General features: G+C 62.4%; 26 protein-coding genes. 13 read left to right on the top strand and 13 right to left on the bottom strand.

All coding sequences use genetic code 11. From position 1 onward, the window contains the following. Positions 1 to 56 precede the first annotated feature (56 nt). The 7 genes from CRO46_RS03070 to CRO46_RS03040 all read left to right on the top strand — a co-directional run bounded on the left by CRO46_RS03070 (position 57) and on the right by CRO46_RS03040 (position 4,925). On the top strand, positions 57 to 668 hold the full coding sequence (locus tag CRO46_RS03070) for a DUF2062 domain-containing protein (RefSeq protein ID WP_097104956.1): 612 nt from the start codon (positions 57 to 59) through the stop codon (positions 666 to 668). Then, positions 665 to 1,066, top strand: coding sequence for a holo-ACP synthase (acpS, locus tag CRO46_RS03065; RefSeq protein ID WP_097104953.1), 402 nt, complete (start codon positions 665 to 667; stop codon positions 1,064 to 1,066). Before CRO46_RS03070 ends, acpS begins: the two co-directional genes overlap by 4 nt. A 147-nt stretch (positions 1,067 to 1,213) precedes the next feature. After that, positions 1,214 to 1,960: a signal peptidase I gene (lepB, locus tag CRO46_RS03060; protein ID WP_179758928.1), complete on the top strand. Its 747-nt coding sequence runs from the start codon at positions 1,214 to 1,216 to the stop codon at positions 1,958 to 1,960. After that, entirely contained in the window at positions 1,957 to 2,682 is a 726-nt protein-coding gene (gene rnc / locus CRO46_RS03055) for a ribonuclease III (RefSeq protein WP_097104951.1), read from the top strand. The genes lepB and rnc overlap by 4 nt, the downstream gene beginning before the upstream one ends. Continuing rightward, entirely contained in the window at positions 2,675 to 3,613 is a 939-nt protein-coding gene (era, locus tag CRO46_RS03050; RefSeq protein WP_097104949.1) for a GTPase Era, read from the top strand. The genes rnc and era overlap by 8 nt, the downstream gene beginning before the upstream one ends. Before the next feature lie 17 nt (positions 3,614 to 3,630). Next, on the top strand, positions 3,631 to 4,398 hold the full coding sequence (gene recO / locus CRO46_RS03045; RefSeq protein ID WP_097104945.1) for a DNA repair protein RecO: 768 nt from the start codon (positions 3,631 to 3,633) through the stop codon (positions 4,396 to 4,398). Beyond that, positions 4,398 to 4,925: a PaaI family thioesterase gene (locus CRO46_RS03040; RefSeq protein WP_097104942.1), complete on the top strand. Its 528-nt coding sequence runs from the start codon at positions 4,398 to 4,400 to the stop codon at positions 4,923 to 4,925. The genes recO and CRO46_RS03040 overlap by 1 nt, the downstream gene beginning before the upstream one ends. A gap of 208 nt (positions 4,926 to 5,133) precedes the next feature. Here CRO46_RS03040 and CRO46_RS03035 read toward each other — a convergent pair whose 3' ends face one another. After that, complete coding sequence (locus CRO46_RS03035) at positions 5,134 to 7,146, bottom strand: PhoX family protein (protein WP_097104939.1); 2,013 nt, start codon at positions 7,144 to 7,146, stop codon at positions 5,134 to 5,136. A gap of 82 nt (positions 7,147 to 7,228) precedes the next feature. Then, positions 7,229 to 8,464 (bottom strand): MFS transporter, encoded by a 1,236-nt coding sequence (locus CRO46_RS03030; RefSeq protein ID WP_097106452.1) that lies wholly within the window; start codon positions 8,462 to 8,464, stop codon positions 7,229 to 7,231. Between the two features lie 203 nt (positions 8,465 to 8,667). Between CRO46_RS03030 and CRO46_RS03025 the strand changes: the two genes are divergently transcribed. The 5 genes from CRO46_RS03025 (at position 8,668) to CRO46_RS03005 (ending at position 14,100) form a co-directional block, all read left to right on the top strand. Beyond that, complete coding sequence (locus CRO46_RS03025; RefSeq protein WP_143438933.1) at positions 8,668 to 9,318, top strand: hypothetical protein; 651 nt, start codon at positions 8,668 to 8,670, stop codon at positions 9,316 to 9,318. Positions 9,319 to 9,471: 153 nt separating this feature from the next. Continuing rightward, entirely contained in the window at positions 9,472 to 10,551 is a 1,080-nt protein-coding gene (gene nadA, locus CRO46_RS03020; RefSeq protein WP_097104933.1) for a quinolinate synthase NadA, read from the top strand. Positions 10,552 to 10,598: 47 nt separating this feature from the next. After that, complete coding sequence (locus CRO46_RS03015) at positions 10,599 to 12,194, top strand: L-aspartate oxidase (protein WP_097104930.1); 1,596 nt, start codon at positions 10,599 to 10,601, stop codon at positions 12,192 to 12,194. Between the two features lie 3 nt (positions 12,195 to 12,197). Further along, positions 12,198 to 13,070 carry a carboxylating nicotinate-nucleotide diphosphorylase gene (gene nadC / locus CRO46_RS03010; RefSeq protein WP_097104928.1) on the top strand — a complete coding sequence of 291 codons (873 nt, stop codon included), beginning with the start codon at positions 12,198 to 12,200 and terminating at the stop codon, positions 13,068 to 13,070. A gap of 133 nt (positions 13,071 to 13,203) precedes the next feature. After that, positions 13,204 to 14,100 carry a DMT family transporter gene (locus CRO46_RS03005; protein ID WP_244577751.1) on the top strand — a complete coding sequence of 299 codons (897 nt, stop codon included), beginning with the start codon at positions 13,204 to 13,206 and terminating at the stop codon, positions 14,098 to 14,100. A 93-nt stretch (positions 14,101 to 14,193) separates the two neighbouring features. Here CRO46_RS03005 and CRO46_RS03000 read toward each other — a convergent pair whose 3' ends face one another. Next, a complete protein-coding gene (locus CRO46_RS03000) occupies positions 14,194 to 15,816 on the bottom strand; it encodes a BCCT family transporter (protein WP_097104925.1) in 1,623 nt (540 codons plus the stop codon). 49 nt (positions 15,817 to 15,865) lie between these two features. After that, positions 15,866 to 16,282: a universal stress protein gene (locus CRO46_RS02995; RefSeq protein WP_097104920.1), complete on the bottom strand. Its 417-nt coding sequence runs from the start codon at positions 16,280 to 16,282 to the stop codon at positions 15,866 to 15,868. Positions 16,283 to 16,920: 638 nt separating this feature from the next. On the opposite strand from CRO46_RS02995, the gene CRO46_RS02990 reads away from it, so the two are divergent. Next, positions 16,921 to 18,255 carry an NAD(P)H-dependent oxidoreductase gene (locus tag CRO46_RS02990; RefSeq protein WP_097104917.1) on the top strand — a complete coding sequence of 445 codons (1,335 nt, stop codon included), beginning with the start codon at positions 16,921 to 16,923 and terminating at the stop codon, positions 18,253 to 18,255. 74 nt (positions 18,256 to 18,329) lie between these two features. On the opposite strand, the gene CRO46_RS02985 is transcribed toward CRO46_RS02990, so the two are convergent. The 9 genes from CRO46_RS02985 to CRO46_RS02945 form a co-directional block, all read right to left on the bottom strand. After that, positions 18,330 to 19,319: an NUDIX hydrolase gene (locus CRO46_RS02985; protein WP_097104914.1), complete on the bottom strand. Its 990-nt coding sequence runs from the start codon at positions 19,317 to 19,319 to the stop codon at positions 18,330 to 18,332. A 6-nt stretch (positions 19,320 to 19,325) separates the two neighbouring features. Continuing rightward, the gene (locus CRO46_RS02980; RefSeq protein WP_097104912.1) at positions 19,326 to 19,889 is read right to left on the bottom strand and encodes a tyrosine phosphatase family protein; all 564 of its coding nucleotides are present in this window, start codon (positions 19,887 to 19,889) and stop codon (positions 19,326 to 19,328) included. A 3-nt stretch (positions 19,890 to 19,892) separates the two neighbouring features. Next, positions 19,893 to 20,507, bottom strand: coding sequence for a YfbR-like 5'-deoxynucleotidase (locus tag CRO46_RS02975; protein ID WP_097104909.1), 615 nt, complete (start codon positions 20,505 to 20,507; stop codon positions 19,893 to 19,895). 3 nt (positions 20,508 to 20,510) lie between these two features. Then, positions 20,511 to 21,377: a CAF17-like 4Fe-4S cluster assembly/insertion protein YgfZ gene (gene ygfZ, locus CRO46_RS02970; protein ID WP_097104907.1), complete on the bottom strand. Its 867-nt coding sequence runs from the start codon at positions 21,375 to 21,377 to the stop codon at positions 20,511 to 20,513. Positions 21,378 to 21,460: 83 nt separating this feature from the next. Beyond that, on the bottom strand, positions 21,461 to 22,123 hold the full coding sequence (locus tag CRO46_RS02965) for a hypothetical protein (protein WP_143438932.1): 663 nt from the start codon (positions 22,121 to 22,123) through the stop codon (positions 21,461 to 21,463). Positions 22,124 to 22,248: 125 nt separating this feature from the next. Next, positions 22,249 to 22,518, bottom strand: coding sequence for a hypothetical protein (locus CRO46_RS02960; protein WP_097106449.1), 270 nt, complete (start codon positions 22,516 to 22,518; stop codon positions 22,249 to 22,251). A 92-nt stretch (positions 22,519 to 22,610) separates the two neighbouring features. Continuing rightward, the gene (locus CRO46_RS02955) at positions 22,611 to 23,036 is read right to left on the bottom strand and encodes a TIGR02301 family protein (protein WP_244577750.1); all 426 of its coding nucleotides are present in this window, start codon (positions 23,034 to 23,036) and stop codon (positions 22,611 to 22,613) included. Positions 23,037 to 23,093: 57 nt separating this feature from the next. Next, complete coding sequence (locus CRO46_RS02950; protein WP_097104903.1) at positions 23,094 to 24,134, bottom strand: DUF3179 domain-containing protein; 1,041 nt, start codon at positions 24,132 to 24,134, stop codon at positions 23,094 to 23,096. Between the two features lie 176 nt (positions 24,135 to 24,310). Next, entirely contained in the window at positions 24,311 to 24,754 is a 444-nt protein-coding gene (locus CRO46_RS02945) for an NUDIX hydrolase (RefSeq protein ID WP_097104900.1), read from the bottom strand. Positions 24,755 to 24,781 lie beyond the last annotated feature (27 nt).

Here is a 24,781-nt window from a genome sequence, read left to right as displayed (position 1 = left end):
AATTCTTGTCGGTGTGACTTAGAGCTGACACAAAAGAAGCGATATACGGGAACCAGATGCTGTTTCGTCGCCGAAGACCAGAGGGATTTTTTGACCGGATGCGCACCGCACTCTGGCCGAGAAGGTCGTTCGGCCGGTCGTTCCAGTATTTGATCAAGCGTGTGTTGCGATTGACCGCCACGCCGCATGCCATTGCCGCAGGCGTGGCCGCGGGGGTGTTCGCGTCCTGGACACCGCTCCTTGGCTTTCATTTCATTCTGGCGTTTGCGCTGGCCTATGTGCTTGCCGGCAACATGGTTGCTGCTGCGCTGGGCACCGCATTTGGCAATCCCTTGTCCTTTCCGTTCATCTGGACGCTGACGATCAAGATCGGCAACATGCTGATCGGTGTTGAAACCGGCGCGCACCAGAGACACGTCAATCTGGAAGGCTTGCTGCGGCATCTCGACATCAAGCAATTGTGGGACCCGGTGCTCAAGCCGATGCTGATCGGCGCCATTCCGCCTGGCCTTATTACCGGCATCGCGTTTTACATTCTGACCTATTGGGGGGTGCGGGCATTTCAGACACGGCGCAAGTCGCGGCTTGCGGCGCGGGCCAAGATCCGCCTGCAGGCGATGGCAGGGAAGCGGGCCGACAGACCGGCAGACGGGGCAGAGAGCGCGTGATTATCGGCATTGGCAGCGACCTCATCGACATCAGGCGCATCGAGAAGACCCTGGAGCGTCACGGCGAACGCTTCACCAACCGCTGCTTCACCGATGTCGAGCGCGCCAAGTCCGATCGCAGAACCCTGCGTGCGGCCTCCTATGCCAAGCGATTCGCGGCCAAGGAGGCCTGTTCGAAGGCGCTGGGGACCGGCCTGTCGAAAGGCGTGTTCTGGCGCGACATGGGAGTGGTCAATCTTCCCGGCGGCAAGCCGACCATGCAGCTCAGCGGCGGCGCCGCAAAGCGGCTGGAGGCGATGACGCCGGAGGGCATGAAATGCGCCATTCACTTGACAATAACCGATGATTTTCCGCTGGCGCAGGCATTTGTCATTATCGAAGCACTGCCCAAAGACTGAGGCCCAATCCACCGCGTTTCAGACCTTCATCGGGCATGTGGTGCGGATCGCTCGGGCATAATGCGGCACATTGGCCAGTGGTGTTGCCGCGAACGATGCAAAGCGCTAGAGAAAGCGCTTCCGCGCCCTAGCTGAGGAATTCAACGCGTGTCAGATACAAAAAAAGACCAGTCCGGCGGACTTTGGGAAAACGTCAAGGTGCTCGCCCAGGCGCTGTTGCTGGCGGTGATTATCCGGACGCTGTTCTTCCAGCCCTTCAGCATCCCCTCCGGTTCGATGATGGAGACGCTGCTGGTCGGCGACTATCTGTTCGTTTCGAAATACTCCTATGGGTACAGCAAGTATTCCATCCCGTTTTCACCGGACCTGTTCGAGGGACGGATCTGGAGCAGCGAGCCCGAGCGTGGTGACGTGGCAGTGTTCCGGCTGCCCAGCAACCCCAAAATCGATTACATCAAGCGCGTGATCGGGCTTCCCGGCGACCGCATCCAGATGACCGATGGCGTGCTTTACATCAATGGTGAAGCGGTCGAGCGCGAGCTTGTCGGCAGCTACGAGCCGGAAGGCAAATACAGCCAGAGTGACGATGTGCCGGTCTACAAAGAGACCCTGCCCAATGGCGTGAGCTACACAACGCTTGATCTCACACCCAATTCTCCCGGCGACAACACCCGTGAATTCGTGGTGCCCGATGGCCATTACTTCATGATGGGCGATAACCGCGACAACTCGCAGGACAGCCGCTTTGAAGTTGGTTACGTGCCGCTCGAGAACTTCATCGGCCGCGCGACGATCATCTTCTTCTCGATCGGAGAAGGTGCGTCGCCGCTGGAAATCTGGAAGTGGCCAACCGAGGTTCGGCTCGGCCGATTCTTCAAATCCGCGCAGCGATGAAGCGCGCAGCGAAAAAGACAGCCGAAGTCGTCGCCCGTGTCGAGGAGCGCATCGGTCACCGTTTTGCCAATGCGGAACGGCTCGAGCGGGCGCTGACTCATTCCAGCCTGCGCAACCCCGCCGGTGGCAATTACGAGCGGCTGGAGTTTCTGGGTGACCGGGTGCTCGGCCTGTGCGTGGCGGAAATGCTGTTTGACCATTTCCGGCAAGCCAGCGAGGGCGAGCTGTCGGTTCGCCTCAACCAGCTCGTCAGTGCGCAGACCTGTGCCGAAGTGGCTGACGAGCTTGCCTTGCACGAGTTCATCCGGACCGGTGCGGACGTGAAGCAGGTGGCTGACAAACGGATGCTCAATGTCCGGGCGGATGTGGTAGAATCGATCATCGCGGCGATCTATCTGGATGCCGGGCTGGAGGCTGCGCGGGCCTTCGTCCACACTCACTGGAAGCCGCGGGCCTTTGCCGAGGACGCGGCAAGGCGGGACGCCAAGACGGAATTGCAGGAATGGGCCCACGCCAGCCACGGTGTGACGCCGGTGTACCGGGTGACCGACCGGTCAGGGCCCGATCACGAACCGGTGTTCAAGGTGACCGTGACGGTCGAAGGCACTGAGCCTGCTAAAGGAGAAAGCCGTTCCAAGCGAGCCGCAGAACAGGCCGCCGCAACGGCACTGCTCGAACGCGAAGGCGTCTGGCAGGCAAACGCAGGACAGGATGATGACTGATACACCCCACACAGACGCAAAACCGGCCGAACCGCAGGGCCCCACCCGTTCGGGCTTTGTCGCGCTGATCGGCGCACCCAATGCCGGCAAGTCGACACTGATGAACCAGCTCGTCGGCGCCAAGGTTTCCATTGTCTCGCACAAGGTGCAGACGACGCGGGCGATCGTGCGCGGCATTGCCATTTATGACCGCACCCAGATCGTTTTCATCGACACGCCCGGCATCTTTACGCCAAAACGGCGGCTCGACCGGGCGATGGTCTCGACAGCCTGGGGCGGCGCCAAGGATGGCGATCTGGTGCTGGTGCTGATCGACGCCGAGCGCGGGATCAAGGGCGAGGCGGAAGCGCTGCTTGATTCCCTGGCCGAGCGGGATGGACACAAGATCCTGGTGATCAACAAGATCGACCAGGTCAAGCGCGAGACGCTCCTGGCCCTGACCGCCGCCATTCATGAGAAAGCCAAATTCGACGAAACCTTCATGATTTCCGCACTGAACGGTTCGGGGTGCAAGGATTTGATGGCGTATCTGGCGAAAACGCTTCCTGAAGGGCCCTGGTACTATCCCGAGGACCAGATCTCGGATCTGCCGATGCGGCAGCTGGCGGCCGAGATCACGCGCGAGAAGCTGTTTTTGCGGCTGCATCAGGAACTGCCCTATGCTTCCCATGTCGAAACCGAGAGTTGGGAAGAGAAGAAGGACGGATCGGTCCGTATCGAGCAGGTGATCTATGTCGAGCGCGACAGCCAGAAGAAGATCGTGCTCGGCCACAAGGGCGAGGCGATCAAGGCCATCGGTCAGGCATCGCGCAAGGAAATCGCCGAGATCCTCGAGCAGAAGGTGCATCTGTTCCTGTTCGTCAAGGTGCGTGAAAACTGGGGCAATGATCCCGAGCGCTACCGAGAGATGGGGCTTGAATTTCCCCACTGAGCGCGCAAGGTCACGCGATGGAATGGCGAGACGAGGGAATCATCCTGGGCCTGCGCAAGCACGGTGAAACCTCGGTTATTGCCGAGGTAATGACACGGGCGCATGGTCGGCATCTCGGTATCGTTCGCGGTGGCCGCTCCAAGCGCCTGCAACCGGTACTGCAGCCGGGCAACTCGGTGGACCTGGTCTGGCGCGCACGGCTCGACGAGCATCTGGGGCAATATCAGACTGAACTTCTTACCGCCCGCGCCGGGCGGCTGATGGAAAGCGCCATTGGCGTGCACGGGGTTCAGGCGATGGCGGCGCTGCTCAGACTGCTGCCAGAACGTGACAATCATCCGCGGTTGCATGATGCCTTCGCCATCATTCTGGACAGTCTCGTCACGCCGGAGGAAGCCGGCGCGCTCTATGTGCGTTTGGAGCTCGCCGTGCTCGAGGATCTCGGCTTCGGTCTCGATCTCAGCCAGTGTGCGGCGACCGGCGCTGAGACCGATCTTGTCTATGTGTCGCCGAAGTCGGGGCGGGCGGTGTCCGCGGAGGCGGGCGCGCCCTGGGCGGACCGGCTTCTCGCCCTGCCGGCGTTCCTGCCGGACCGAACGAAGGCCTGCACCGATGCCGATATGCTGGCCCAGGCGTTCCGGCTGACCGGGTATTTTCTCAACCGGCATGTGTTCGAACCGCGCGGTGTCGACCCACCGATCAGCCGAGAGAGCTTTTGCACCGCCGCCTTGCGCGCCATGCCGCAACCGCGGCATGATCAGCCCCCTGTTCAGGAAAAGATGTGATGACCGACACCACAGACCGCCTTGATGACGCCCACCCAAGGTCCAACAGACAGATCGCCGGCGTAGTGCCGCTTGATGTGGTGGCGCGGGAGGGTGGACTTTCGGTGATGAAGGGCATTCTCGAAGGACGGCTGCCCGGAGCGTCGATGGGCAGGACGCTCAATTTCTGGCTCACCACCGTAGAGGAGGGGCGGATCGTTTTCACCGGCGCGCCGACGGTGGAGCATCTCAACCCGCTCGGCACGGTGCATGGCGGATGGGCGTCGACCATCATGGATTCCGCGCTTGCCTGCGCGGTGATGACAATGATCAAGCCCGGCGAGGGCTACACCACGGTGGAGTTCAAGCTCAACCTGACCCGGCCGATCCTTCCGGATATGGGGGAGTTGAGTTGCGAGGGCCGGATCGTGCATCGCGGCCGGACCATTGCCACTTCCGAAGCCTATCTGCGGGACAGTTCGGGCAAGCTCCTGGCGCACGGCACCGAAACCTGTGCGATCTTTCCCATCGACCGGCTGATGCGTTAAGTGGCGCTGCCTGGCAAGCGGTCAACTCGGCTTTGCCGGCTTCAATGAAGTCCAGGTTACGGAAGCCGATCGCAAATTCCGTTCGCCGCACGATTGCGCGCCATCCAGGATTGGCAGGACCCGGATTGTGGACGGTCGCCGACCGGGATCATTGAAACAAGGAAGGGCGCCCGTGGGCGCCCTTGCATTTCCGACAGATCCGAACCTGTCAGGCGATGCCGATCTTGCCGCCGCCCTGTTTGGTGACGGCAACGACGGCCGGGCGAACCGGCATGTCGTCGCGGAAATCCGGCCAGCGGGTGGCGGGCTGCTCATAGGTGGCGAGGCCTTCGTCGCCCGGGTGCTGGACGGCGAGGAAGACGGTCTCGCCCGTCGGATCGAACAGCGGGCCGCACATTTCCGCACCGACTGGAACCCGGAAGAACAGTTTCGAGGTTGCGCGTGCGTCGCCTTCGGTGTCGACGGCCCAGAGGCCATCGGTGCGGCCGGTCTTTTTCCCCGAATTGCCGTCAGTCGATACCCAAAGCCGGCCCTCGGTGTCGATGGCGCAATTGTCGGGCATGCCGAACCAGCCGTTGATGCTGGTGGCCGAAGAGAAGCTGGCGCCGACTTCGGCGACCGAGGGATCGCCGCATTTGAGCAGGATTTCCCAGGTCGATCTGGTCGAGGCAAAATCGCCGTCAGTTTCGGTGATCTCGACGATGTGGCCGAAGGCGTTGCCGGCGCGCGGGTTGGCCGGGTTCTCGTCACCTTCCTTGCGGCGGGTGTTGTTGGTCAGCATGCAGTACACCTTGCCGGTCTTCGGGTTAGGCTGCACGTCTTCCGGACGGTCCATCTTGGTGGCGCCGAGAAGGTCGCCGGCGCGGCGGGCCTCGATCACCACGTCGGCCTGGCTGGCAAAGCCGTTGGTTTCGGTCAGCGGGCCTTCGCCATGCACCAGCGGCATCCAGTCGACGGTGCCGTCCTCGTTGAAGCGGGCGACATAGAGTGTGCCGTCGTCAAGCAGGTCCATGTTGGCAGAACGATCATCGGGATTGTACGTGGCTGCGGTAACGAACTTGTAGACATAGTCGAAGCGCTCGTCGTCGCCGCTATAGAACACCACCCGGCCATCCTTGTTGAGAACGCTTTCTGCGCCTTCGTGTTTCATCCGGCCAAGGGCCGTGCGCTTCTTCGGTACCGAATTCGGGTCCATCGGATCGACCTCGACCACCCAGCCGAAGCGGTTGGGTTCATTGGGCTCCTTGGCGACATCGAAGCGGTCGTGGTGCTGGCCCCAGTTGTACCAGCCGGCGGGCGCGCCGTAGCGCTTGTAACTTTCGGCTTCGCGGTGACCTTCGGGCAATTCACCGATGAAGTAGCCATGGAAGTTTTCTTCCGCCATCAGCCATGTGCCCCAAGGGGTGACGCCGCCGGCGCAGTTGTTGAGCGTGCCGAGTACCTTGGTGCCTGTCGGATCGGCGTTGGTCTTGAGGCGGTCGTGGCCAGCGGCCGGTCCCGTCAGCATCATCTCGGTGCCGACATGCAGCCGGCGGTTCATGCTGCTGTCCAGGACCGGCGCCCATTTGCCGTCCTGCTTGCGGATTTCGATGACCGTGCCGCCGTGGGCTGCCATCTCGATATCGACGATGTCCCTGGTGAGCGCGCCGTTCTTGACTTTCTCGACAGTCTTGCTGACCCCGTCCTTCTCGACGGTTTCGGTGACGATGGTGGCCCAGTTGGGGAACATCAGTTCGGCATTTGTGTATTCGTGGTTGACCACCAGCAGGCCATGATCATCGGCACCGTCGAGCGGGATGAAGCCGACATAGTCATTGTTGTAGCCGAACTGCCTGAGCTGGCTTTCCGGGGTCTGGTTCGTCGGATCGAACTCGGGTGAATCTGCGAAGATCTTGTCGCCCCAGCGCAGCAGCACATCGGCATCGTAGCCTTCGGCGACATGGTGGGTCTCATCGACGCCGGCCTCGACTTCGGTGAAGGAAAAGGCGCTCGTGCCTTCCGCGCGGGCTTCGTCGGCGATCATCAGCGCTAGCGGGCTGACCGTAGTCGCGATGGCGGTGACGGCGAGCGATCCGCCGAGGAAACCGCGGCGCGAGAAGCGGCGATTGATGACATCGCCCATGGTGGGATTGCCGGTCGGATTGCGGCCGACATCCTCTTCCGCTTCGCGCTGTTCGGTGAGGTTGATGATGTCTTCGTCTGGCTCGAACTGGTTGTTCATGGCTTTCTCCGTCACGTGGGCTGCGTCTGATGGAGGGGTTTACACCCTGTTGCATAACAGCCGTATGACGCGTGGCCCGGCCCTATTCCGCTGCCGCCAGTTCCGGCCGTTCCACGGCCTGTTCCCGGATCGGCCAATGGACGATGGCTGCGAAAATGCCAAGCGCCACGCCGAGCCACCACACCGGATCATAGGTGCCGAAGATATCGTAGAGATAGCCGCCAAGCCAGACGCCGAGGAAGGAGCCGAGCTGGTGGCTGAAAAACACCAGGCCGCCGAGCATACCAAGATGTCCGGTGCCGAACATGATCGCCACGAGCGCATTGGTGGGGGGCACGGTTGACAGCCACAGCAAGCCCATGACGATGGCGAAGATCACCACCGAAGTGCCTGTCTGCGGCAGCAGCAGGAAGGCCGTTACGGCAACCGAGCGGCCGAGATAGATCCAGACCAGCGCCATCGGCTTGGAATAGCGCTGGCCGATGAAACCCGAGGCGAGCGATCCGATGATGTTGAAAAAGCCGATCAGCGCCAGCGACAGCACCGCAAACGAACTTTCGATGCCGATGTCACGCAGATAGGCCGGGAAGTGGGCGGTGATGAAGGCCACCTGGAAACCGCAGACGAAGAAGCCCGCCACGAGCAGCACATAGCTCTTGTGACCGAGCGCCTCCTGCAGGGCTTCGCCGATCGACTGTTTGTACTGCAGGGCCGATTGCGAGCCGGAACTGGAATTGCCGCGCAACGGGATGGCGAGGAAGGGAATGATGAACATCATCGCCGCCATCCAGAGGAGCGCTTCCTGCCAGCCATAGGCGTCAATCAGCCCCTGGCCGAGCGGGGCGAAGACGAACATGCCGGCCGAGCCCGCTGCAGTGCCGATGCCGAAGGCGATGGACCGCTGTCCCGGTTCGACATTGCGGGCAAACGCCGCCAGAACGATGCCGAAGGATGCCGAGGCGACGCCAAGGCCGATGAGGACGCCGCCACCGATGTAGAACCAGCCGGGAGTTGGTGCCACCGACATGACGATCATGCCACCGGCATAAAGCAGCGAGGACAGCGCCAGCACCTTCCATGTGCCGTATTTGTCGGCAATGGCGCCGAAGAACGGCTGCCCCAGGCCCCAGAACAGGTTCTGAATCGCCATGGCGAGCCCGAAAGTTGTCCGGTCCCAGCCGGTATCGGCCAGCATCGGGAGCTGAAAGAACCCCATCGCCGAACGCGGTCCGAACGACAGCAGCGCAATCAGGGAGCCGGCGATGATGATCAGCCACGGCAGGGGCGGCGTCGCTGCGGATGAACGGGTGTCGGACATGGAGGGCTCCTGGAAATGTCCGGCGATCTTAGCCATTGCCGCTTCCGGAACAAGTGCCTTTGCTTGAAGGCAACCATCAGTGAAATTGATTGTTCGGTGCGTTGGTGTTGTGGTCCGCTGGCAATTGCAGCGGGTTGTTGACAGGCGGCAAGCATCTGGAAATGCTTGCAGGTGAGCAAATCCAGAGGCGGGAGGCAGCAGTGATGAAGCAGGTATTTCTCAAGGGTCTGGCAGTGGGGGCGTTGCTGGCCGGGTTGACCGGAGCAGCGATTGCGGAGGATTTCGACCCGGACAGTGCCACCTTTGATCCCGAAAGCCAGTTTGTGATCACGCCGTTTGGCGCGATCATCGGCGATCCCGCCCAGGTGACGGACCTGTCCACGGACCGCATCGGTTTTACCTATTGCTCGGCGGTGCCGGACAAGAATCGCGGCATGCTGTTGATGGCGTCGATCGTCATTCCTGCCCAGGACGGGGCCGAGGGTGGCGGGCATGCGATGATGCTGCCGGTGGAAGAGGCGCGCAATTTCATCGCCTATCTGCGCAAGGCCCCGGAATGGGCCGAGGTGGCGAGTGAAAACAAGGTCGGCCTTTTCTCCAAGCCGATCGGCGATGTCATCGGCAGTGAGGGCGACGCAGAGCATCTGTCGATCAAGTTTGTCTCCGACGAAGACAGCAAAGGATCGGTGCGGATCGAGCACGTGCTCGGCGGTGTGACCAAAGCCTTTGAGCTGGGCATCAACCCCGCGGTGAAATTCGCAGCACAGGCCGAGCACGCGCTGGAAACCGCCCTGGCTCAGACCCCGGAATCAGCACCGGCGGAAGACGCGGAAAAGTCCAAACTGTTCGAATAACAGCTTCGGCCTGAGCCGGGGGTGGCGACAGTTGGCTGACTTGCATTCGGGCATGCAACATCCTATGTGAAGGGTTCCCCGGCACCGCCGGGTTCTTTTGATACCTATTTATGCTCAAACTGAGCATAAATTATGAGCACGGGAGGGTTTGCCATGACCCGGTTGGACACCATCACTGAGCCCAGAGCGGCCAAAAGCGCGCAGACTGCAGCGGAGCGGTTCGGGGTGATGGAGCGTCAGGAGTTGAAATACACCCCGGCAGTAGCGCGCGAAACCGCGCATCTCTACGAGCGCGTGCGCAATCATATCCCGGAAATCGAGTGGCCGGTCTATGCGCCCTACGTGCACGCAATCAACCGGATCAAGAAGGAGCGCGGTGCGGCGATCCTGGCGCACAACTACCAGACGCCGGAGATTTTTCATTGCGTCGCCGACATTGCCGGCGATTCGCTGCAGCTGGCGCGCGAGGCGACACTGGTCGACGAGCAGATCATCATCCAGTGCGGCGTGCATTTCATGGCCGAGACCTCGAAGCTTTTGAACATGGAGAAGACGGTGCTGATACCGGATGCCAAGGCCGGATGCTCGCTGTCGGAATCGATCACCGGCGCCGATGTGCGGCTCTTGAAGGAGCGCTATCCGGGCGTGCCTGTGGTGACCTATGTCAACACATCGGCCGATGTGAAGGCCGAGACCGATGTGTGCTGCACCTCTTCCAATGCTGTGGCAGTGTGCGAGAGCTTCGAGTCGGACACGATCCTTTGCATCCCGGACGAATATCTGGCGATGAATGTCGCCAGGCAGACAAGCAAGAAGATCCTGACCTGGAAGGGCCATTGCGAGGTGCATGAGCGCTTCACGGCGGAAGAGCTGCTGGCCTACAAGGAAGCCGATCCGACGATCGAGATCATCGGTCACCCGGAGTGCCATCCGGACGTGATTGCGGTCTGCGACTACTCGGGCTCGACCTCGGGCATGATCAACTACGTCAAGGACACGCGGCCGCCGCGGGTGCTGCTGGTGACCGAATGCTCGATGGCCTCGAACATCGAAAGCGAGGTTGAGGGCGTGGAGTTCGTCAAGCCGTGCAATCTGTGCCCGCACATGAAACGCATCACCCTGCCCAAGATCCTCGACAGCCTGCTTTACATGACCGAAGAGGTTGTGGTCGATCCGGCGGTTGCCGATCGTGCGCGGCTGGCCGTCGAGCGGATGGTCAATCTGAAAAACTGACGTCTGGGCGGCGGTTCCGCACCGTTCGCGACCAGCAGGAGCATGTCATGGCGTCAACCGCACTTGCCGTCCATCAGCCACGACCGGAGAAGCGGTCCGAAGAGGTTTTGATTATCGGCGGCGGGCTGGCCGGGCTGTTCTGCGCGCTCAAGCTGGCGCCAAAGGCGGTCACGGTTCTGGCCGCCGCCCCGATTGGCCGTGGCGCCTCATCGGCCTGGGCGCAGGCCGGGATCGCAGCTGCGGTGGGGCCGGGCGACACGGTCGAGACCCATGTCAGGGATACCATCATCGCCGGCGATGGCATCGTTGACGAAGCAATCATCCGGGAGATGGCATCGGAAGCCTCCGCCCGTATCCATGATCTGCTGGACTACGGCGTGCCGTTCGACCGCGACCTTGAAGGTCATCTGGCCGTCAGTCGCGAAGCGGCCCATTCGGAAAGCCGCATCGTCCGGGTCAGGGGCGACATGGCGGGACGCGCGATCATGGAGGCGCTGGTGGCCTCGGTGCGCAAGACGCCGTCGATCCGGGTGCTGGAAGGCTATGTCGTCGAGGATCTGATTGTCGAGGATGGCCGGGTGACCGGCGTCGTCGCTCGCGACAAGGCCGGTAGCGGCGAAGAGCTGCACCGGCTCACCGGCTCGAATGTGGTGATGGCAACCGGTGGCGTCGGCCATCTCTACGAGGTGACGACCAACCCGACCGAAGCACGCGGCGGCGGCATCGGCATGGCGGCGCGCGCAGGGGCGCGGCTTGCGGACATGGAATTCGTGCAGTTTCACCCCACCGCTATCAATGTCGGCGAGGACCCGGCGCCGCTCGCCACCGAAGCGCTGCGCGGTCATGGTGCGACCCTGCACAATTCCGCGGGCGAACGCTTCATGCTGCCCTTGCATCCGGATGCGGAGCTGGCGCCGCGTGACGTGGTGGCGCGCGGCATCTTTGCCGAAGTAAAGGCGGGCAGGGGCGCGTTTTTGGATTGCCGCACGGCAGTTCATGATTTCGCGGCCGAATTTCCGACCGTCTTCGGCTACTGTCAGAAAGCGGGCATTGATCCGGCCAGCGAGATGATCCCGGTGGTTCCGGCGGCGCATTATTTCATGGGCGGCATCTGGACCGACATCAATGGCCGCTCGTCCCTTCCCGGGTTCTGGGCCTGTGGCGAATGCACCTCGACCGGTGCTCACGGTGCCAACCGGCTGGCCTCGAACTCGCTTCTGGAAGCGGTAGTATTTTCCGCCCGCATCGCTGAAACGATGAAAGCCGAGATCAAGCCCGATGCGCCGGCAGATTGGCAGGACGGTTCGGTGACGACCTCCGAGCACATCACCGAGAAGGTTCACCCCAACATGGTGGCCTTGCGGCAGGTGATGAGCGCGCATCTGGGCGTGTTGCGCGATGGCGCGGGCATGCGCGAGGCGCTCGAAAAGATCCTGCATCTTGCGAGGGAAAGCCACTCGGTTCGGTTTGATAATGTCATTACCACAGCGAAGCTGATCGCGGTCTGCGCGATCAACCGGACCGAGAGCCGGGGTGGGCATTTCCGCACCGATTATCCCGAGGAACGGGCGGAATGGAAGCGGCGAACCCTGGTGACGCTGGATCAGGCCCATGCGATCATCCCCGACCTCCTGGAAGGCTGACCCATGACGAGCGCCTATCTCCCCGAACTGCCGCAGCTGATGATCGAGGAGCAGGTGCGCGCAGCCCTGCGCGAGGATCTGGGGCGTGCCGGTGACATCACCTCCAACGCCACGATCGGTTTGGAGCGCCAGGCGACAGCGCAGATGAACAGCCGCGAAGCGGGCGTGATTTCCGGGCTGCCACTGGCCGAAGCCGCGTTCCGGCTGATCAACCCGGCGATCCGGTTCGAGGCGCTGATGGCCGATGGTGCGCGGGTCGAACCCGGCGCAATGATCGCAAGGATATCCGGCCCGGCGCGGGGGCTGCTGTCCGCCGAGCGGGTGGCGCTCAATTACCTGATGCACTTGTCGGGCGTGGCTACCCATACGGCGCGCTTTGCAGACGCCATCGCGCACACGCCAGCCAGGGTCACCTGCACCCGCAAGACCATCCCGGGGCTCAGGGCCGTGGAGAAATATGCCGTGCGCTGTGGCGGCGGTTCGTCGCACCGTTACGGTCTCGATGACGCCATCCTGATCAAGGACAACCATATCGCCGTTGCCGGCGGCATTTCCGAAGCCCTGCGGGCAGCAAAAGCCTTTGCCGGGCATCTGGTCAGGGTCGAGATTGAGGTCGACACGCTTGCGCAGTTTCAGGAGGTGCTTGATGAAGGTGCCGATGTTTGCTTGCTCGACAATATGGGGCCGGAGATGCTCGGCCAGGCGGTGGCGATGAACAAGGCTGCAGGCGGCCAGATCACGCTCGAAGCCTCCGGCAATGTCGATCTCGACACGATCCGGGCCATCGCCGAGACCGGTGTTGACTATATCTCGACCTCGAAGATCACCATGGCAGCGCCGACCCTCGATATCGGGCTGGATATGACGATCAATTGAGGAGTTTTGCTTTCTGTCGAGAGGTGAAGAGAGCTGTCAACATTCTGCGCGGATCGAAAATCAGCTCTCGGAGATCATGTGCCTGGCTGATATAGCGGGAGCCGTTGAAGCGCGAGCCTGTATTGGATTTTCAGTGACTTATCATATTGCGACGGACCGCAAGGCCAATCTGGCCGGCAGTTTCTGGATGATCGCGGCCATGGCGATGTTTGCCATTGAGGACGCGTTCATCAAGGGGGCCTCCGAAGTGCTTCCGGTTGGTCAGGTGCTTGTCGTCTTCGGCTTCGGCGGCGCGCTTGCATTTGCCTGTATCGCACTCGTCAGCCGACAGCCGCTATACAACCCGGATGTCGTATCCCGGCCCATGCTGGCCCGTGTGGTGTTCGAGATTACCGGCCGCCTGTTCTATGTGCTGGCGCTTTCGCTGATCCCCTTGTCGGCGGCCACCGTGATCCTGCAGGCTACCCCGCTTGTCGTCGTTGCCGGAGCGGCTCTGGTTTTCGGCGAGACCGTCGGATGGCGCCGCTGGACAGCCATTTTCGTCGGGCTGGCCGGTGTCGTGATCATTATCCAGCCGGGAACGGAGAGCTTTTCGCTGCTCTCTATTCTGGCGATCCTGGGAATGCTCGGGTTTGCCGGTCGCGATCTGGCCAGCCGCGCCGCCCCCGCGGGGCTCAGCACCACGGTCCTCGGCCTCTATGGTTTCCTGTCGATTGTGGTTGCCGGCGGGGTGTACGCGGCCTGGCAAGGTGCGCCTTTTGTCATGCCGAATGGTGAATTGTCGCTTCTGCTGCTTGGCGCGATTGTGGCCGGTGTTGCCGCCTATTCGTGCCTGATGAGAGCGATGCGGACCGGTGAAGTGTCAGCCGTCACGCCGTTCAGATACACCCGGCTGTTGTTTGGCATCGCTCTGGGCATGGTGCTGTTTGGTGAGCAGCTGAGCCTTGCGATGGTGGTTGGATCGTCTCTGATCGTCGTTTCCGGCCTGTTCATTCTGTGGCGTGGCCGGGAGGCGCGGGTGGCTACGTGATTTGCTAGCGGTTCCCGCCGCCGCAAAAGCGCCGGGCCGAAAGCAACCGCCTTGAAAAAAGGGCCGCTGGTTTCCCGGCGGCCCTTTCTGTTTCTAGCGTGGCTCGCTGCGCAATCCCTTGACGATGGCCACACAGGCCAGCAGCAGCACAATGGTAAACGGGAAGCCGGTCGAGACCGCCATGGCCTGCAGGGCTGCCAGTCCGCCGCCAAGCAGCAGCGCGATCGCCACCAGACCCTCGAAAGTGGCCCAGAAGATGCGCTGCGACACCGGCGCATCGACCTTGCCGCCGGCGGTGATGGTGTCGATCACCAGCGAGCCGGAGTCCGACGACGTCACGAAGAACACGATCACCAGCACAATGGCGATGAACGACGTGATCTGCTGCAGGGGCAAGGCTTCGAGCATGGCGAAGAGCTTGAGCTCCAGCGGAGCGTCGACAACCATCTGATACCCGTCATTGACCAACTGGCTGATGGCGGTGCCGCCGAAGACGGTCATCCAGAACACGGAGACAAGCGACGGGATGATCAGCACGCAAGTGATGAACTCGCGCACGGAGCGGCCACGGCTGACGCGGGCGATGAACATGCCGACGAAAGGCGACCAGGAAATCCACCAGGCCCAGTAGAACGAGGTCCAACCCTGGCGGAAATTGTCATCCGTGCGGCCGAACGGGTTTGAGAGTTCCGGCAGGTAGCGGGCATACTCATAGAGATTGTGGAAGAAGCCTGTGACAATCGCAACGGTCGGCCCGACAAGCAGAACGAAGAGCAGCAAGAGGGCCGCCAGCACCATGTTGATTTCGGACAGGCGCTTGACCCCTGCATCTAGACCCGCGACCACGGAGACCAGTGCGACCGCGGTGATCGCGGCGATCAGAACAACCTTGGAGACATCGGTGACCGGGATGCCGAAGATGTGGTTGAGACCGGCACTGGCCTGTTCGGCACCGAAGCCAAGCGATGTCGCCAGGCCGAACAGCGTGGCGAAGACGGCCAGAGTGTCGATGATATGGCCAGTCCAGCCCCAGACGCGTTCGCCGAAGATCGGGTAGAACACCGAGCGCATGGTGAGTGGCAGGCCCTTGTTGTAGGCAAACAGGGCCAGCGCCAGCGCGACGATGGCGTAGATCGCCCAGGGGTGCAGACCCCAGTGGAAGATCGTTGCAGCCATGCCGAGATCGGTTGCCTCGGCCGTATTGCCGGCAGCACCGCCGAGCGGAGCCCAGCTGTCCGGCGTTCCGGCATCCTCCGCGACGGAGGAGGAGTAATGCGAGATCGGTTCGGAAACACCGTAGAACATCAGGCCGATGCCCATGCCGGCTGCAAACAGCATCGCGAACCAGCCGGAATAGGAATAGTCCGGCGTCGCGTCCTTGCCGCCGATGCGAACCTTGCCGTAGGGCGAAAAGATCAGGAACAGGCACAGCAGCACGAAGATGTTGGCTGCGCTGAGGAAGAACCAGTCAAAGGTACCGGTCAGCCAGTTGCGCAGATCGCCGAAGGCAGCCCCGGCACTCTCCTGAAAGGCCAGGGTGATAAAGACGAACGCAACGATTGTCAGTCCGGAGATTGCAAAGACCGGATTGTGGATGTCGAGGCCGAAGGGGCCGACCGACATGGAAATATTGTCCTGACCGACTTCGTATTCGGTTTCGATCGGAGTTGCCGGGCCTTCCGGCGCCGGAATACCCGGTCCGCTGTTGTCGCTCATGGGGTGTACTCCCGCTTGTGTTTATTGTGACAGGTGCCGTCGCCCGTGCCTAGCCGCGCACGAGGAAGACAGATGCATTGGTGTGGGTGGCCAGCCGGCCGCCATTGGAAGGCCAGAAATGATCGGCGACATTGGGAATATGCGTCGCCATGACAATAAGATCGCAGCCGGTGTCCTTTGCTGCATCGATCAACGCGTCGTCCAGATCGACCGCCGGGTCGTGACTGACGACGGTCTTTCCATCGGTCTGGATGCCATGGGTGCTGGCCTGGGACGCAGTGAAACCGGACAGCTTTTCTGCGTATTCGTCCGGATTGTGCCCAAGCGGGCCGGGTGCCGAGGATGTCACACCGACATAGGTCACAGGTGCGTTGTAGAGTTTCGCCATCTCGGCCGCCGTGTCCAGTGCACGCGCCAGCTTGTCGACGTGTGCAAGATCCACGGGCACCATGATCTTCTTGTACATTGGCTTTTCCCGTCTTGTGTTCGACCGGCTCGTCGTCTGCCGATTCTGTTGTTGTCGCGCTGATGGCCGTTGCATAAGGGCGACCATGGCGCCGCAGCCGGTCAAAAAAGCGCCAGTCTGCGACGAAAGGCTAACGCGGCTGGTACATGATTGTAAACCGAAGCCGGCTTGTTTCCCCAGGCGCGGCCCCTCCTGGAGCTCGAAACGGACCAGGTAACCGTGTCGATCAAGTCACTGATTGCCAGGGATGATGCGCCGGAAATGGCTGTGAACTGGGGTTTGCCGCACCCGGCGGACTGCGAAACCCGCTGCGAAGCGTCGGGCGGTTGCCGGCGAGAAGGGAAATCACGAATGAGCACGAAATCAGCCGGGTATCAGCAAGGAATTGGGTCCATGTGGGCCGGGTGCGCGCATGTCGTCATCATTTGCGGTTGACCACGAGATTCAGCGGCTGAGCGTCGCGTATCATGGTTCTGGTTGTGCACTTGGCAGGATTTGCCCGGTCAAACACAGTTCGCCCCGGCAATGGGGCATCCCGGAGAGGGCCTCGCTGTGGCCGGAAGAGTGCGGTAGAAGAGGCCCGTAGGCCTGCCGGGAGGGGCACGGTTACAGTGACGGCCAGGGAGAGGACCGCCAAGATGAACCTGTTTTCAATGTTGAACAAGCGCGCCGAGGACGGTGAACCCATCCGCATCGGCATGATCGGGGCCGGAAAGTTCGGGACCATGTTCCTTTCACAGGTGCGCAAGCTTGCGGGCATTCATCTGGTTGGCGTCGCAGACCTGTCGCCGGCGAATGCGCGGTCAAACATGGAGTTCGCCGGCTGGGAGCCGGAGCGCTTCGCCGCCGCATCGCTCGACCAGGCAGCAAAAGAGAGCGGCACCCATGTCGGAGACGACTGGCAGGCGCTTGTGGCGCACCCGGCAATCGACATCGTGATTGAATGCACCGGCGCGCCGGTGGCGGCGATCGACCACATCCTGGGCGCGTTCGATCACGGCAAGCATGTGGTCAATGTCACCGTCGAGGCCGATGCGTTTTGCGGCTATGCGCTGGCGCGCAAGGCCGAAGCGGCCGGGGTGATCTATTCGATGGCCTATGGCGATCAGCCGGCGCTGACCTGCGATCTGGTCGACTGGGCCCGTACCTGCGGTTTCAACGTCACCGCCGCCGGACGCGGGCACAAATGGCTGCCCGAATTTCGCAAGTCGACGCCGGAGACGGTCTGGGATCATTGGGGTGTTTCGCGCGAAAAGGCCGAGCGCGGGCGGCTCAATCCGAAAATGTTCAACTCGTTTCTGGACGGCTCCAAGCCGGCGATCGAGTCCTCGGCGATTGCCAATGCCACCGGCCTGATGGTGCCTGCACAAGGTCTGCAGTTTCCCGTCGGCGGCGCCGAGGATCTGGCCAATATCATGCGGCCGAAGGCCGAAGGCGGCCATCTTGAGCGGAAGGGCATGGTCGAGGTGGCCTCGTCCCTGACCCGCGAGGGCAGGCCGGTGCCCTATGACATCCGCCAGGGTGTCTGGGTGGTGTTTGAGGGCGACACCGAGTATCTGCGCAACTGCTTCCAGGAATATCTGGTCCGGACCGATGACAGCGGCCGTTATTCCTCGCTCTACAAGCGCTGGCACCTGATCGGACTGGAACTGCCGGTGTCGGTCGCCTCGGTCGGGTTGCGCAGAGAGCCGACCGGCGTTGCGCGGTGCTTCAATGGGGATGTTGCGGCCATCGCCAAGCGCGATCTGGCCGCCGGCGAGATACTCGACGGGGAGGGCGGCTACACGGTGACCGGCGGATTGCGCCCCGCCAGGCTGTCTGTGGAAGCTGGCCATCTGCCACTCGGACTGGCGCACAACGTCAAGCTCAAGCGCGCCATTGCCGATGGCCAGCCGGTCCGCTTCGGGGATGTCGAGATTGATGAAACCACGACGGCCTACAAGCTCCGGCGCTGGATGGAGAGCCTGGTCTGAGTGTTCGCACCCGTTCCGCGCTCTCAGGAAGTGCGTGCGATCTTCGTTTCATCGCTTCTTCAGGGCCGCATTTGCTAGCCGCGGCCGCCGAGACGGAGCCCGGGCGCGGGGCGCTCTTCCAGGATCTTGGCGCGGAAGCGGTAGAGCGCTGCGGGACGGCCTCCGGTTGCGGCGCTAGCCGCACCGGTCGGTTCCACCAGTTCCGCACCCTCGACCAGACGGCGGAAATTCTGCTTGTGCAGATGACGGCCCGAAATCGCCTCCACCGATGTCTGCAACTGGGTGAGGGTGAATTCGGGTGGCATAAGCTCGAAGATTACCGGCCGGTACTTGATCTTGGCGCGCAGCCTCTGCACTGCCGTCGCTGCAATGCGGCGATGGTCGAAGCGCATGGCGTGGCCCAGTTGCGAGGCAAGGCCGGTGGATTGCACCCGCTGGTCTGCGACCGCTTCGCTAAGCAGGCCTGCCTCGTAGAGAAGTTCGTAACGGTCGAGAACCCGTTCCTCGTCCCAGGGAAAATCGCCAAGCCCGAAGGCAAGCCGGATCCGCGCCTTGCGGCTCGGGACTTGTTGCGGCTTTGTGGGTTCTTCTGCCCAGGCCGAAAGTCGCGGCAGGATTGCTGCATCGAGCATGGCCGGGCGGCCCTTGCGCCAGTCCTCCCATGGAAACAGCTCGTACCAGTCGTGCCAGCGGGCGCCGGTGGCGTAGAGAGCTTCGGGGTTGTCGGCATCGACACGAGTCAAAGCAAGATAACCGACGGAGACCAGATGCGGGCTACCTTCGTCGCGTGCCTCGCTACTGCGCATGTGGCGTCCGCGGTCGCCAAAGGTATAGAGCTGTTCGACATAGCCCAGATGCAGTCCCGTCTGGCTCTCGACGCTCGCCCGCAGGCTGGCTTCGAAGGTGCGGTGCTTGGCGGGGTCGAACTGGCCGAAGGGCAGGCCGTCTGCCGAACCTTCCCCCGGTGACGAAGGAACGGCCAGGATGCTCGGTGTCTGGTTGGTCACGGCCACGATCGCGGCGTTGAGCCCAATGTGCAGGGAAGGGGTGAGGTCGCTGGCCATGGCCGTTCAACCGCAACCCAGGGGGCGAGCGGGTGTGGCAACTGGCACCGCGTCGCCGGGCCGGACCGCAAGGCAGATGCGGTCGCCTTCAAAGGCGTCGGCTCCACGGCCGATGGCCCTGATGGCGCGGATCAGCCTGCCGTCCCGTCCGAGCAGGGAATCGCCGATCTCGATCAGCCTGGCATTGGGCGTGACAAAGGGCGATGCGGCGCGCAGGCGTTCTGCCAAAGCGAACTCGTCCTGCCCGGGCTCGAGCGCCAGCGCGGTGATCGCGGCTGCGGCCGGCGACCGGGAAATCCCGAGCCAGCAGTGAATGATCAGCGGCGCGCGCCGGTCCCAGCCCCGGGCGAAGTTGATCAGGCGTTCGACGTGGGCTTCGTCTGGCGGCGTCAGGCCGGGGCGGGCTTCCGATATGTCGTTGAGGCCGAGCAGCAGGTGCCGGTTCTCATCAATGACGGCGGGGCGGTGGAAGTGCTGGTTCTCGGCGAGCAGGCTGACCATTTCCCGTGCACCATGCAACACAGCGGTCTCGGCGATCTGGTTGAGGCGGCAGACGAGAATATAGGACATGGGTCATGAACTCCGGGGATGGCGCAGGAGCTCGATTGCCGTAAAACGCGCGATGAACATCTCTTCGACTTCTGCGGCCGGGCGCGGCGTCACATCCAGCATGTCACGGCTGATGCCGCGCGGTGGACCGAAGATGGCGCGCGCCTCCTTGTCGTCAAACCCAGCCAGTTCCGTGGCTTCGAAATAGGCTGCGATCCGGTCGGCGCGCTTGATCAGCGCCTTGATGTTCTTTGGTGTCACCGGGGGAAGACCGAACCGGATATGGATGGCGGCCTCCAGCCGGGTTTCAACGGTCTTGTAGCCGCCGCCGACCACCGATTTGAACGGAGAAATCATGTCGCCGATCACATATTCCGGGGCGTCATGCAACAAGGCTAGCTGCAGGGTCTGTGGCGCGGCTGCGGTGAGCCGCTCGACAATCCCTTCCACCATCAAGGAGTGCTGAGCGACCGAAAAGGCATGGTTACCGCGGGTCTGGCCGTTCCAGCGTGCAACGCGCGCCAGCCCCTGCGCGATATCGGAAATCTCGACATCGAGCGGCGATGGATCGAGCAGGTCCAGCCGCCGCCCGGAAAGCATGCGCTGCCAGGCGCGCGGGGCTTTTTCGGCAGGTGGCATCGGTCAGGCGTCCGCGTGGCTCGGACCGCCGCCGTCAAAAGACAGGCCGGTCCAGTCTGGCAAGCTCAGGGTGACAGGAACGGCTTCCACCGTCAGCGCAATTTCCCCGGCCAGCGCATCGGCCACCCGGTCGGTGCGGACGATCGCAAGGGCTGAGCTGCCGACCGTCGTACCCAGGCTTCCCACCGCTTTGTCGCCCGCCCAGATGCTCATCTCTGTCGCGGGGTCGGCGGCTGTTGGCAGGTCAGTCTCCGCTTTGACAGTGACCACCCTGCGCCGGGCGGTGCCGCGATGGTGCATGCGCGAAACCACTTCCTGGCCGACATAGCAGCCTTTCCTGAAGTCGACGCCGCCATTCTTGTCCATCAGCACATCGTGCGGAAACACATCCGAAAGGGCGAAATCCGTGCCTGATTCCGCAACGCCATGGGCAATGCGAATCGAGTTCCAGGCCGCAAGGTCGCCATCGAGAATGGAGCCGCCGCCATAAAGGCGCCAGACACGCGCATTCTCGGGAAACCGTATGTCGCGCAGCGCGCCATCAGGTGCATCGCCGTCCCACCCGGCGATAACCGGGGCTTCGATCAGCTTCTCGAAGCTGACGGCGGCACGCAGTTTGTACAAGGTGAGCCGGCGGATGAAATCGTCGGTCTGATCGGCGCGGATGTCGCAACGGTAGCCGGTCTCGCCCGCCCTGGAGATCAGAAAGTCGAACAGGATCTTGCCCTGCGGGGTAAGCAGCGCGGAGGCATGCGCTTGATCGGCCTTGATTGCTTCGATGTTGGCAGTGATCAGGTTCTGCAGAAAATGTCCGGCGTCGGCGCCATCCACCTGCACGATGTTCCGGTCGGGGAGGATCAAGGCTGGCACGTGCGGCACTCCGAATTCGTGGGCTGGGAAATTCCAGCTGCACAGGTAGGCGTTAGCGTGGCCGCGGGCAAGGGCGCTTGTGATCAGTCGCCGGCCATGAAGAAGCGCCACTCACCCTCGGCCGAAATGCCGATCCGGTAGAAATTGTAGCCGCCATAGGCCCTCATGTCCTCGACGTCGCCGGCGGTTACCAGACGCAGCAGTTCGACCCTTTGTGGCGGAGACAGGCTTTCGAGCGGCAGTGCCGCGAAATAGGGCCAGATATAGGTTTCTTCCACTTTGCCGGCATCGATGCGGACAAAGCCGGTGTTGAGGAGGTCGATGAGGATGGCCAGAATTTCCTGCCCCTCGGCGTCGCCAGAAATCGAGCGCAGGTAGTCGACGGGATCGGCATCGATCTGGCTGAAGGCCAGTTGCGTGGCTGTGGGGCCGGTGCCGAGCAGCGGGCGAAGCTTTTCGGGGTCTCCGGTCGCGGCTGCTTCGAGAATCAGCTGACGCATCCGCTGTGCCGATTCGGGCAGCATCGCCGGGTCTGTCAGGATTTCGACTGTCACGTCGCCCGCTGGCTTGTCCGCTTCGGCGCCGGGGGCGCCACCGATGCCGCCGGGCTCTGCTTGCGGGGTCGCGCGGATGATCGGATTTGGAGCTGGCAGCCCGCCGTCCTGGCCAATAGTCGGTTCATCAAGAGGTGGGGCGGTCTGCTCGATGGTCGTATCCGGCGCCTGGACGGGCTTGAGTTCACTCAAGGCGAGGGCGGAGCCGGAACTAGACAGAAGAAGTACCGCGGCCAGTGCGAACGGACGCAAGCTCGAGCAGTCCGTTTGAACTCCGCTCCTGCCGTTGCTGATCACGTAGCTCCCCGCCGGTAACCTTATTGAAGAATGCGTTCTGGAGAAAATTCACCGGCCAGGATGCGGCTCCTTAGTGATTCCACCAGCGCTTCCGCCTGCTCTTCACCGAGCGCCCGCACGGTTTCCCGGATTGCGGTAATCATGGCGGCATCGGCGATGATCTCCGGCTCGATTCCGTCGGCGGTGCTTTCAGCCCACGCATCATGCTGAAACTCCAGGGCCACCTGAAGTTTTTCCTGAACGATCAGATCATCGAGTTCATCGGGCGTATGGGCTGTGGTATGTGTCATGCGGACCAACTCTTACTTACTATCTTGTTAACACCCTAGCATGGCTTGATGCGTTTCGGCACGGGGCAGGAACGATATCGGTTAACAAAACATCAATTTCCGTAACGTGCCACGATTTCTGTAATCAGTGTGGCCCCTTCGTAACGGTATCGCTCCTCCGCCACAACCGCCGAGGCCGTGCAATCAGTGTAAACCGAGGCGAAAGCGCGGAAACCGCGATTGTACCCGGCGGTCAATTGCGCGCGCCGGTCAGGTTCGCCTTCGGTCTCGCTGTCAAGCAGCGCCTGCATGCTGCTGCGCCAGCCGTTCTCGCCCTCGGGATCACACAGGCTGCGCAGGTACTGGATCGATCCGATGATCTCCGCCAGCCGCAACAATTTCGCTTCGTAAGGCGGCGGCGGCAGGTCGGGTGAAGCCATCGTCTCTTCGGCGGTGTCCTGGGCCCATACGGAATCCTGTCCCGATGCCAGCAGAACCGGCGTCAGCAAGGCTGTGATCAGGAGGAAGCGGCGCATCATGCTCGCTCCCATACACCAAGTGGTGACGCGATGAAATCCCGTCCGGCAATGCTCTGCCTATTTCAGAATATCAGTGTCCGGCAAAAAGGCATGCACGACGAACGCAAAGGTCAGCTCGTGGGCCACGACCTCGCCATCGCGGGTGACGCTGACACTGCCGATTTCGCGGCCTTCCCCGATATTGGCGGTGTCGAGAACCGAGCGGACTCCGGGAACCCAGGCAATGTCGATACCATTATGTTCAACGCTGCCTTCCCGGCGCAACCGGTCGAGCGCAACCGCCATCGGCTTTGGTCCATCGCGGACCAGGACGACATAGGACAACGGGCTGATGCCCTCCGGCATCGGGCCGCGGTAAAGAAATGGCACCGCCGAGCTGTCATAGCCTGCATAGGGATTGCGGCCGTAATCCCTGAAGCCGGGATTGTTTGGCACCAGAACTTCGCCGCCGGGATGGCGGTCCTTGAAGTCCTGCCAGGATATCAGCTGCGACGGGATGATCTCAAGCTGCGTACCTGTCCTCGCGCCGGTAATCGCCTCGCCGGTGAACTGCTGCCACCAGCTCTCGGTCTCCCGGTCATACATGACGAGGTCGGAGTTGCGCAGCTTGCCGGTGGTGCCGAACGTGGTTTCCGCGCCGTCAACCACCCGGTCAAACACGATGGCGGCGTTGCAGAGCGGGCAGTAGGTGACCGCAATCGGCCGGCCTGCCAGCGTGTCATTGACAATTTCGTGCCAGATCATGATGCGCAGGGGATAGGCGCGGGCCTGGCCGTCGATCGTGAGCGCCATAACCGGCTCCTTCGGATCGAGGCCCGAGGCTTCGGACACGGGAAGGAAAGCCGGGTCGTCGATGGAGGGAATGCCGTCGCGCGGCGGGCCGCCGGACATGATGCTGTCGAAGTCGATTGCGAATTGCGAGAAATCGGTCTTCCAGCCCTCGCTGCGCCAGCGGTCGGGATCGGCGGCTGCGGCAAGGGTTGATATGGCCAACCAGAACCCGGTCATCAGCGCCAGAACGATCGCCCCCGTCTGCCCTGCAGCCAGGCGCCTTGTCTGTCGAGCCGCAGATGCGGAATGGAAGCCGAAACCCGTCATGCGCGCATCCTGCCCCGAGAGGCCGGCTTTCGCCAATCAAGCCCGCTCACATTGGCTTGATCTGACACAGAATCCTGTTTCCGCTCTTCGGCCTGACACCCGATCCGGACGGCGCCGATGCCGCAATTGCCTGTAAGCGTTGCACCGGCCAGGACCCGGCGCGCGGGGTGCCATGGTCAGGGTGTGGGAAGCGCCTGCGCCAGCCGGTCCATACAGGAGGTCATGCTTTGCGGCACCGGCAGTTCGCGGATTTCTTCGGGTGTGAACCAGCCCACTGCCTTGGCGTCATCCTGTGCCACTGCCGTCCCGCCGGGGTCGTCGGCGAGAAACACGGTCAGGATGAAACTCGGCTTTCCGGCCTCACTTGGATCGTCTGCGCTCAAGTCGAAAGTCATGAACGGGCGGAAATTGCTGGCCTTCAGCCCGGTTTCCTCTTCCAGTTCGCGCAGGGCGGCGGCTTCGAGCGCCTCTCCGGGATCGACGCGGCCACCCGGAAAGGCATACATGTGCTGGGCCGGCGGGTTGGCACGCAGCACCAGCAGATATCTGCCGTCGCGTTCAAGCGCGACCGATACCGCCAGTTGCGGAGCGGCTGGCGTGTCACCTGTCTGGGCTGTCATTGCTTGACCCTGTTCCTGTCCTGCTGC

The sequence above is a fragment of the Parahoeflea halophila genome, assembly GCF_900220985.1.
Lineage (GTDB): Bacteria > Pseudomonadota > Alphaproteobacteria > Rhizobiales > Rhizobiaceae > Hoeflea > Hoeflea halophila.
The sequence above is the reverse complement of the archived record's forward strand: the minus strand, read 5'-3'. Positions and strand labels throughout refer to the sequence as shown.